This window comes from Microbacterium sp. K41 (assembly GCF_004794395.1).
GTDB classification, from domain to species: domain Bacteria; phylum Actinomycetota; class Actinomycetes; order Actinomycetales; family Microbacteriaceae; genus Microbacterium; species Microbacterium sufflavum.
This window is the reverse complement of record NZ_SSDO01000254.1, coordinates 1-9,766: the sequence shown is the minus strand read 5'-3', so window position 1 is coordinate 9,766 and position 9,766 is coordinate 1. Positions and strand designations below refer to the sequence as shown.

The 9,766-nt window shown below is 71.5% G+C and carries 10 protein-coding genes and 1 pseudogene; 7 read left to right on the top strand and 4 right to left on the bottom strand.

Translation table 11 applies throughout. From position 1 onward, the window contains the following. Positions 1-178: 178 nt before the first annotated feature. The 6 genes from DW309_RS07040 (at position 179) to DW309_RS07015 (ending at position 5,353) form a co-directional block, all read left to right on the top strand. The gene (locus tag DW309_RS07040; RefSeq protein ID WP_136044955.1) at positions 179-1,612 is read left to right on the top strand and encodes a dihydrolipoyl dehydrogenase family protein; all 1,434 of its coding nucleotides are present in this window, start codon (positions 179-181) and stop codon (positions 1,610-1,612) included. Positions 1,613-1,747: 135 nt separating this feature from the next. Then, the gene (locus DW309_RS07035) at positions 1,748-2,050 is read left to right on the top strand and encodes a DUF427 domain-containing protein (protein ID WP_136044954.1); all 303 of its coding nucleotides are present in this window, start codon (positions 1,748-1,750) and stop codon (positions 2,048-2,050) included. A 40-nt stretch (positions 2,051-2,090) separates the two neighbouring features. Then, positions 2,091-2,951: an ABC transporter ATP-binding protein gene (locus DW309_RS07030; RefSeq protein WP_136033305.1), complete on the top strand. Its 861-nt coding sequence runs from the start codon at positions 2,091-2,093 to the stop codon at positions 2,949-2,951. Further along, on the top strand, positions 2,948-3,640 hold the full coding sequence (locus tag DW309_RS07025; RefSeq protein ID WP_136033308.1) for an ABC transporter permease: 693 nt from the start codon (positions 2,948-2,950) through the stop codon (positions 3,638-3,640). The genes DW309_RS07030 and DW309_RS07025 overlap by 4 nt, the downstream gene beginning before the upstream one ends. Then, a complete protein-coding gene (locus DW309_RS07020) occupies positions 3,637-4,362 on the top strand; it encodes an ABC transporter permease (RefSeq protein WP_136033310.1) in 726 nt (241 codons plus the stop codon). Before DW309_RS07025 ends, DW309_RS07020 begins: the two co-directional genes overlap by 4 nt. Before the next feature lie 73 nt (positions 4,363-4,435). Next, a complete protein-coding gene (locus DW309_RS07015; RefSeq protein WP_136044953.1) occupies positions 4,436-5,353 on the top strand; it encodes an ABC transporter substrate-binding protein in 918 nt (305 codons plus the stop codon). Positions 5,354-5,416: 63 nt separating this feature from the next. Here DW309_RS07015 and DW309_RS07010 read toward each other — a convergent pair whose 3' ends face one another. Continuing rightward, entirely contained in the window at positions 5,417-6,646 is a 1,230-nt protein-coding gene (locus DW309_RS07010) for an AI-2E family transporter (protein ID WP_136044952.1), read from the bottom strand. A gap of 62 nt (positions 6,647-6,708) precedes the next feature. Here DW309_RS07010 and DW309_RS07005 point away from each other — a divergent pair, with 62 nt between their 5' ends. Then, the gene (locus tag DW309_RS07005) at positions 6,709-7,008 is read left to right on the top strand and encodes a chorismate mutase (protein ID WP_136033320.1); all 300 of its coding nucleotides are present in this window, start codon (positions 6,709-6,711) and stop codon (positions 7,006-7,008) included. A gap of 2 nt (positions 7,009-7,010) precedes the next feature. Here DW309_RS07005 and DW309_RS07000 read toward each other — a convergent pair whose 3' ends face one another. The 3 genes and pseudogenes from DW309_RS07000 to DW309_RS19450 form a co-directional block, all read right to left on the bottom strand. Then, positions 7,011-8,711, bottom strand: coding sequence for a long-chain-fatty-acid--CoA ligase (locus DW309_RS07000; RefSeq protein ID WP_136044951.1), 1,701 nt, complete (start codon positions 8,709-8,711; stop codon positions 7,011-7,013). A gap of 50 nt (positions 8,712-8,761) precedes the next feature. Further along, positions 8,762-9,355 carry a short chain dehydrogenase gene (locus DW309_RS06995; protein ID WP_136044950.1) on the bottom strand — a complete coding sequence of 198 codons (594 nt, stop codon included), beginning with the start codon at positions 9,353-9,355 and terminating at the stop codon, positions 8,762-8,764. A gap of 109 nt (positions 9,356-9,464) precedes the next feature. Then, positions 9,465-9,766: pseudogene (locus DW309_RS19450) on the bottom strand (ROK family transcriptional regulator); the annotation flags it as partial.

Genomic DNA, 9,766 nt, shown 5'->3' with positions numbered 1-9,766 from the left:
CGCGAGCGCGCCGCCGTCGCCTGACGCCGCCACCCGCTCCGACGCTCCGGTCGCCGTCGCCTGCCGACGCGACCGGAGTGCTCCGGGGAGTTTCGGCGCGGCGGGAACAACGCGCCCGTGACTCGACGTTCGTCATGAGCAAGACTTGCCTGACACGGGCGACGGAGAGGTGCGACGCATGACTGCCGACAAGACCGACGAGTACGACCTGATCGTGGTGGGTGCGGGACCGGTGGGCGAGAACGTCGCCGACAGGGCCGTGCAGGGCGGGCTCACCGCCATCATCGTGGAGAGCGAACTGGTGGGCGGCGAGTGCTCCTACTGGGCGTGCATGCCGTCGAAGGCGCTGCTGCGCTCGGCGCAGGCGCTGCGGGCGGCGCAGCATGTGGCCGGGGCGTCGCAGGCGGTGACCGGCACGCTCGACGTGCGGGCCGTGTTCGAGCGCCGCGACAGCTTCACGAGCAACTGGTCGGACGACGGGCAGGTGTCGTGGCTGCAGTCGGCCGGCATCGACCTGGCGCGCGGCCACGGGCGTCTCACGGGCGAGCGCGAGGTCACCGTGACCGACGCCGACGGCGGCACCCGGGTGCTGCGGGCCCGGCACGCGGTCGCGATCAGCACGGGCTCCGACGCCGTGATCCCGCCGATCGACGGGCTCCGCGAGGCCTCCCCGTGGACGAGTCGCGAGGCCACCAGCGCCGAAGAGCTGCCGGAGAGCCTCGCGGTGATCGGCGGCGGTGTCGTCGCGGTCGAGATGGCCACGGCGTACGCCGCTCTCGGCTCGCGCGTGACCCTGCTCGCGCGCAGCGGGCTGCTGGGCGGCATGGAGCCGTTCGCGGGGCAGCGCGTGACGGCCGGCCTCGAAGAGCTCGGTGTCGACGTGCGCACGAACACCGGCACCACGGCGGTGCGCCGCGGCGACGACGGTGTGACCATCACGCTCGACAGCGGCGAGGAGGTCACGGCCGCCGAGGTGCTCGTCGCGACCGGCCGTTCGCCGCGCAGCGCCGATATCGGCCTGGAGGTCGTGGGGCTCGAACCCGGACGCTGGATCGAGACCGACGACACGCTGAGGGTGCCCGGGGTGGACTGGCTGTACGCGGTCGGCGACGTGAACGGGCGGGTGCTGCTGACCCACCAGGGCAAGTACCAGGCGCGGGCGGCGGGCGACGTGATCGCGGCCAGGGCGAACGGCGGCGAGGTCGACGACGCCCCGTGGGGCCGGCACGCCGCGACGGCCGATCACGCCGCGGTCCCCCAGGTCACCTTCTCCATCCCGGAGGTCGGCTCCGTCGGACTCACCGAGGCCGCGGCGCGCGAGGCGGGCACGGCCGTGCAGGTCGTGGACTACGACCTCGGGTGGGTCGCCGGCGCGAGCCTGTACGAGGACGGGTTCGCCGGGCAGGCGCGACTCGTGATCGACACCGACCGCGACGTGGTGATCGGGGCGACCTTCGTCGGCCCGGAGGTGGCGGAGCTCGTGCAGGCCGCGACCGTCGCGATCGTGGGCGAGGTGCCCATCGCGCGCCTGTGGCACGCGGTGCCCTCGTACCCGACCATCAGCGAGATCTGGCTGCGACTCTTGGAGGGCTACGGGCGCGACTCGGCGTGAGCCGGGCAATCCGATCCCGCGACCGCACCGAACACGATCCGGATTGTTTCTCATATTGACGACCCCGCGCGCAAGGCATCACCCGATGTCGGACGCGTCTTATACGCTCGAACCCACATCCGAGGAGGCAGGACCATGAAGGCTGAACTCGCAGGAACCGTGATCGCCGAGGCCGCACAGGACGACCTCATCCGCATCGAGGGCAATTGGTACTTCCCGCCCGCATCCGTCTCGCCCGACGTGCTCGTCGAGAGCCCCACGCCGTACACGTGTCCGTGGAAGGGCGAGTGCCAGTACTACTCCATCGAGGCCGACGGAGAGCTGCACAAGGATCTCGCCTGGTCCTACCCGCACCCGTACCCGTCGGCGTTCGACCGCGTCGGAAAAGACTTCTCGGGCTACGTCGCCTTCGCCCCGGGCGTCGAGGTGTCGGCCTGAGCCGCGCCCTCGCCCGCACGACCGTCGGAGAGAACCCCTCATGATCGAGTTCCGCAACGTCACCAAGCGCTTCCCCGACGGGACGCTCGCGGTGAACGACTTCAGCCTGGTGCTGCCGTCGCGCAAGACCACCGTGTTCGTCGGTTCGTCCGGCTGCGGCAAGACCACGCTGCTGCGCATGATCAACCGCATGGTCGAGCCCACGTCGGGCGAGGTCGAGATCGACGGGGAGAGCGTGCTCGCCGGCGACCCGGTGGCCCTGCGCCGCCGCATCGGCTACGTCATGCAGAACTCCGGCCTCATGCCGCACTTCAGCGTGATCGACAACGTCTCCACCGTGCTGCGCCTGAACGGCGTGAAGCGCAAGGAGGCGCACGAGCGGGCGCGCGAGCTGATGACCACGGTCGGCCTCGACCACGCTCTGGCCGACCGCTACCCGAGCCAGCTCTCGGGCGGGCAGCAGCAGCGCGTCGGCGTGGCCCGCGGTCTCGCCGCCGACCCGAACATCCTCCTGATGGACGAGCCCTTCGGCGCGGTCGATCCCATCGTGCGCGCCGACCTCCAGCAGGAGACGCTGCGGCTGCAGCACGAGCTCGACAAGACGGTCGTGTTCGTCACGCACGACATCGACGAGGCGTTCCTGCTGGGCGACCAGGTGGTCATCCTCGACAAGGGCGCCAGGGTCGTGCAGGTGGGCAGCCCGAGCGAGATCATCGAGAATCCGGCCGACGAGTTCGTCTCCGCGTTCATCGGCGCCGACCGTGGCCGCCGGGCGCTGCACCTCAAGCAGACGCCGCGCGGCACGGTCGTGGTCGACTCCGAGGGCCGCACCCAGGGCGCGATCGTCGACGCCCCCGACGACGTGGTCGACGAGGCGGCCGCGGCGAAGGCGGCCCCGTGAACTGGGCGGTCGACAACCTCGGCCTGATCCTCGACCTCACCGTCGCGCATCTGCGGCAGAGCGTCGTGCCGATCGTGCTCGGTTTCGTGCTGTCGCTGCCGCTCGGGTGGGTGGCCTGGCGCTACCGCCTGGTGCGCGGCCCGATCATCGCGCTCACGGGCCTGCTGTACACGATCCCCTCGCTCGCGCTGCTGATCCTCCTGCCCGCGGTGCTGGGCTACTCCGCGATCAGCGAGCCGAACCTGGTGATCGCCCTCACGATCTACGCGGTCGCCATCCTGGTGCGCGCGGTCGCCGACGGCCTCGACTCGGTGGACGACGACGTGCGGCAGGCCGCCACCGCGACCGGTTTCGCACCGTTCCGTCGTTTCTGGGCTGTCGAGTTCCCGCTCGCCGGCCCGGTGATCCTGGCGGGGCTGCGCGTCACGGCCGTCAGCACGATCTCGCTCGCCACGGTCGGCATCCTGATCGGCGTGCGCAACCTCGGGTACCTGTTCACCGACGGTCTGCAGCGCCGCATCATCGAGGAGGTCTTCGCGGGCGTGGTCGCGGTCGTCGTGATCGCCCTGATCGTCGACCTGCTGCTCCTCCTGGTCGGCAGGGCGCTCATGCCCTGGACGAGAGCGGTCACCAAGACGGCGACGAAGGCGGCGGTCGGCCGCACGGCGGCGATCGGATCGGCCGCATGAACCTGTTCGCGGAGGCCTTCGCGTGGCTGTTCTCGCCCGACCGCTGGCAGGGCGCGTACTCGCTGCCGGTGCTGTTCGGGCAGCACATCTTCTACACGGTCGTCTCGGTGGTGATCGCCGCGGTGATCGCCGTGCCGCTCGGGTGGCTGATCGGGCACACGGGTCGCGGTCGGGAGATCGCCGTCGCGGTCTCCGGAGCGGCGCGCGCCATCCCGTCGTTCGGCCTCATGGTGCTCCTGGTGCTGCTGCTGGGCGTGCTGCGCACCCCGCTCGCGGCGATCATCACGTTCGTGCTGCTCGCGATCCCGTCGCTGCTGGCGGGCGCGTACACCGGACTCGAGGCCATCGACCGCCGGGTGCTCGACGCGGCGCGGGCCATGGGCATGACCGAGTGGCAGGTGTTCTGGAAGGTCGAGGTGCCGCTCGGGCTCTCGCTGCTCGTCGGCGGCCTGCGCTCGGCGCTCCTGCAGGTCATCGCCACGGTCACGATCGCCGCCTACGTGAACCTGGGCGGTCTCGGCTGGCCGATCATCCAGGGCATCCCCCTGCGCCGCTTCGATCAGGTGCTCGGCGGCGCGATCCTCGTCGCGGTGCTCGCCCTCATCGTCGACCTCCTGCTCGCCCTCGCGCAGCACGCCGCCGTCCCGCGCGGCGTGCGCACCCGTCCGCAGCGTCGCCGGGCCAAGGCGCCCGTCGCCGCGCCCGCTCCGGCGACCGCCTGAACCACAGCGCCACCGAGGCCACAGCATCCGTCCGAACCACAGCATCCGCAGGTCCCAGAGAAGAGGAAGTCCCATGTTCACCGCACGCACGTCCCGCTTCGCCCTCGCCGGCGGCGCCGCGATCGCCGCAGCGCTCGTCCTCGCCGGCTGCACCAGCAGCAACCCGCTCGACACCCCCACGGAGGACTCCGGTTCGGGGGGCAGCGACACCATCGTGATCGGCTCGCAGGCGTACTACTCGAACGAGATCATCGCCGAGATCTACGCCCAGGCGCTGGAGGCGGCCGACTTCACCGTCGAGCGCAAGTTCAGCATCGGTCAGCGCGACGCCTACATGCCCGACGTGGAGTCCGGCGCGATCGACCTGTTCCCGGAGTACACGGGCAATCTGCTCGAGTACCTCGACAAGGACGCCACCGCCACCAGCCCGGAAGACGTCTACGCCGCACTGCAGGAGACCCTGCCCGACGGCCTCACCGCCCTCGACTACGCCGAGGCGACCGATCAGGACACCTACACGGTGCTGAAGAGCTTCGCGGAGGAGAACGGCCTCACCACGATCGCCGACCTGTCGAAGGTCACCACCCCGGTCACGATCGGCGCGGCGCCGGAGTTCGAGCAGCGCCCCTACGGCCCCGCGAAGGCCAAGGAGGTCTACGGCGTGGACCTGGCGTTCTCGGCCACGGGCCCGACCACGCTCGAGTCGCTGCTGGCCGGTGAGATCCAGGTGGCCGACATCTACTCGGCCGACCCGGCTTTCCAGACCGAGGACATCGTGTCGCTGGAAGACCCGGAGAACATCATCCTGGCGTCCAACGTCGTGCCGATCGCGTCGAGCGATGTGGCCGACGAGATCGCCGACGTGATCAACGGCATCAGCGAGAAGCTGACGGCCGAGGAGCTCGTGGCCCTCAACGTGCAGAGCACGGTCGAGAAGAAGTCGGCGGAGGAGATCGCGAAGCAGTGGCTGGCCGACAACGACCTCGCCTGAGCTGAGCTCGACGGAAGCGCCCGGTCCCTCGCGGGGCCGGGCGCTTCCGTGTGCGTGCCGAGGCTAGGTGCGGGCGTCCTGGCGGGGAACCAGGACCTGCTTGATGATGATGAGGATCGACGCGGTCACGGGCACAGCGACCAGGGCGCCGAGCAGACCGAGCAGTGTGCCGCCGGCCAGCGCCCCGATGACCACGAGCGAGCCGGGCACGGCCACGGCGCGGTTCATGACCCGCGGGGTGAGCACATACGCCTCGATCTGCATGTAGACGAGGTAGATCGCGGCGAAGATCAGCGCCGCGATCGGGTTGGTGAACAGCGCGAGTCCCGTGCCGATGATCCAGAAGAGCACAGAGCCGACGAGGGGGATGAGCGTCACGCAGAACGCGATCGCGGCCATGAGCGGCGGGAACGGCAGGCCGAGCACCGCGTACAGGATGAGGGCGAGGGTCGCGTTGCAGAACGCCAGCACGACCATGCCCATCACGTAGCCGCCCACGGAGTCGGTGATCTGCTCGCTGATGTCGCTCGCGCGGTCCCGGTCGCGCGCGGGCGCCAGGCGCAGCAGACCCTGCTTCATGGCCGGGAGCGTCGCGAGGAAGTAGAGCGTCAGCACCAGCACCACGATCGCGCCGGAGATGCCGGAGGCGATCGAGGCGCCCACCGCGAGGGCTCCGCCGCCGATGGTGGCGAGGTTGCCGATGTCGGACAGGAAGCTCTGCACCTCGCCGACGAGGTCTTGGAACTGGTCGCCGAACTGGTCGTTGAGGGTCTTGTAGAGGTCGGTTCCGGTGAAGTCCTGGACCATGCCGGGGACGGACCGGACGAACTCGGCGATCTGGTCGACGACGATCGGGATGATCATCCACAGCACCAGACCGAAGACCACGATGAGGGCGACGATCGTGATGACGACGGCGATGGCCCGGGAGAGGCCGCGCCGTTCCAGGAAGCGCACCGCCGGATCGAGGCCGAGCGCGCCGAACAGGGCGAGCGCGATGTAGATGAGCACGGTGGACAGGTTCCACAGGGCGAGGCCGATCACGAACGCGCCGAGACCGCCCAGGGTGACCAGGAAGCCGAACACGAACGGCCGGTCGATGCGTGTCCAGAACGAGCGGCTGGGTGTGGTCGGCTCGATCACCACCGGACGCGGCGGGGTCGCGGTGGTCGCGGGAGCCCCGGCGTCGGGCGGTCCGGGGAGCGCGGCATCGACGGGTGCCGGGGCCGCGTCCGAGGGCTGCGGGAGCGCGTCGTCGTGGGAGGCGGGGGCCGGCGACTCGTCGTTGCTCATGTGCACACGATAGCGCTGGACCCCCGCCGGTCAGGGGTGCCCCTCGCCCCTAGAGTGGGGGGATGACCGCCGTAGAGGATCCGAAGGCCGAGCTGCTCCGTCTGCGCGCCACCATCGACAACATCGATGCGGCGCTGATCTTCATGCTGGCCGAGCGGTTCCGCGCCACGCAGCAGGTGGGGCACCTCAAGGCCGAGCACGCGATGCCCCCGTCCGACCCGAAGCGCGAGGAGCAGCAGGTCGCCCGGCTGCGCGCGCTCGCCGAAGAGGCGCACCTCGACCCCGAGTTCGCGGAGAAGTGGTTCAACTTCGTGGTCGCCGAGGTCATCCGCCACCACACCGAGGCCGCCGAGAGCCGCTGACCTCAGCGGTCCCGCAGCATCCGGTCGCGCACCTCGCGCCGCAGCACCTTGCCGATGAGGGACCGCGGGAGCTCATCCACCGCGACGATCCGGCGCGGCACCTTGTAGGCGGTCAGCCGGGTGCGGCAGAAGTCGCGCAGCGCCTCGACGTCCGGCACCGCACCCTCACGGAACACCACGGCCGCCGCGACCTCCTCACCGCCGCTCGACCGCGGCAGGCCCACGACCGCGGCCGCCACGACATCGGGGTGGGCGTCGAGCGCATCCTCCACCTCGCTGGGCGACACGTTGAAGCCGCCCGTGATGATGAGCTCCTTGCGGCGGTCCACGATCGTCACGAACCCGTCGGGCGAGACCTCGGCGATGTCGCCCGAGCGCAGCCAACCGCCGGGGAGCAGCGCCTCGGCCGTCTCGCCGGGGCGCTGCCAGTACCCCTGGAACACCTGGGGACCGCGGATCAAGAGCTCCCCGCGCTCGCCGGCGGGGACGTCCTTCTCCGGGTCGTCGGGGTCGACGAGCCGGATCTCGGTGCTGGGGAACGGCACGCCGACGGTGCCCGGTCGTCGCGTGGGTCCCATGGGGTTGCCGAGCGCGACGGGAGACGCCTCGGTCATGCCGTACCCCTCCACGAGCAGTCCTCCGGTCGCGTCCTCCCAGCGCCGCACGGTCGCGACGGGCAGGCTCATCGCCCCGGAGATCGCGAAGCGCACGCGGGACAGGTCGATGGTGCCGCGTCCGGCCGCCCGGGCGAGCTGGTCGTAGATGGGCGGCACGGCCGGCAGGAACGTGGGCGGGCGCGTGCGGGCGGCCGTCGTCACCAGGCCCAGGTCGAACGTGGGGAACAGCACCACGGTCGCGCCGATGCTGAGCGCGAACGTGAGGCACAGCGTCATGCCGTAGGCGTGGAACAGCGGCAGCACGGCGTAGAACGTCTCCTCGCCGTCGCGCAGTCCCGGCACCCAGGCGCGACCCTGCATCGCGTTCGCGCGGAGGTTGGCGTGGCTGAGGATCGCCCCCTTCGGCGTGCCCGTCGTCCCGCTCGTGTACTGCAGCAGCGCGGTGTCGCCGAGCGCGGGCGCCGGCACGCGGCGGGAGATGCGGCCGTGACCCAGGAGCCCCTTCCACGGCCGCACGTGGCGTGAGCGCGGAGAGCCGGTGAGCTTGGCCCGCGACTCCCTGGCCTTCGGAAGGGGCAGTCGGAGCAGGAACCGCTTCGACCACGGCATCGCGGTCGTGATGTCGACGCTCACGACGTGGTCGACGCGCACGTCGTCGGGGAAGCCGTCGATGGTGTCGGCGACCTTGTCCCACACGATCGCGACGCGGGCGCCGTGGTCCTCGAACTGGTGGCGCAGCTCGCGGGCGGTGTAGAGCGGGTTGTGCTCGACGACGATGGCGCCCAGGCGGAGCACGGCGTAGAACGCGACCACATGCTGCGGGCAGTTGGGCAGCACGAGGGCGACCCGGTCGCCGGCGCTCACCCCGAGGCGCCGCAGACCCTCCGCCGCGTGGTCGATCTGCGCGCCGAGCTCGCGGTAGGTCGTCACCGCGCCGAAGAACTCCAGCGCGGGACGGCGGCTGTACCGGCGGACGCTCGCCGCCATCATCTGCGGCAGCGTCTGGGTCGGCTCGTCGATCTCGGCGGGGACGCCCTCCGCGTACGCGGCGAGCCAGGGGCGGGTCGAGAGACGGGAGTCGGTCATGTTCTCATCCTGCGTCACGGACGCGCATGGCGCGGCCCCCTTGACGGGGGTCAGACCGCGAGCACACGTCCGGTGATCACGCCCTCGACGGCGCGCACGTAGGCGTAACCCACCTCCTCGTCGGTGACGGGGCGGTGGCCGGGGAAGCTGTCGAAGTAGCCGGGGGAGTTGGCGAGCACGTCGGGGGAGACGGCGTTGATGCGGATGCCGCGCGGCGCCTCGGCGGCAGCGGTGAGCACGAACGACTCCAGGGCGCCGTTGGCCATCGCGGCGGCGGCGCCGGTGGCGAGGGGCTCCCGGGCGAGCACCCCGCTGGTCAGCGTGATCGAGCCGCCGTCGGCGACGACGGGAAGGGCCTCGCGCACCACGTCGAGCTGGGCGAGCGTCTTGCCCGTGAACGCCGCGAGGTAGTCGTCGCGGCTCAGGTCGCCGAGCGGCCGGAAGGGCACCGAGCCGACGGCCACCACGACCGCGTCGAGGCGTCCGGTGCGCGCGAACAGCTCGCGGATCGACGACGGGTCGGTCACGTCCACGCGCTCATCGCCGCTGCGGGAGGCGCGGATCACCTCGTGGCCGCGGGTCTCCAGGGTCGCGGCCACCACGCCGCCGATGCTGCCGGTCGCGCCGATCACCAGTGCCTTCATGGGTGCCTCCGTGGGGTCGCTTGCTTCCGCGCGCAGACGCGCACCGCTCGAGTCTTGCACCCTTCGCGACGGGAGGGTCCGCGAGGGCCAGGGTGTCGGCGGGACGGGCTCAGCGGGGGCTGAACGCTGCAGCGACCACGCGGGCGGCGGCCCCGCGCAGCACCGCGTCGTCGAGCGTGCTGGAGGCGACCGCGGGCCCGAGCGAGGGGTGCGACGCCGCGCGGACCGCGGTCGCCGTGGCCTCGACGAACGCGGGTGTGGCGATGTCGGACGGTCCGCTCAGCAGGATCGACGGAAGGTCGACGGCGGCGGCGATCACGGAGAGCGAGGTGCCCAGTCGCGCCCCGGCCTCGGCGAGCACCGCGTCTCGGTCGGCGCCGGGCTCGTCGAGACGGCGGCGCAGCGCCGGCG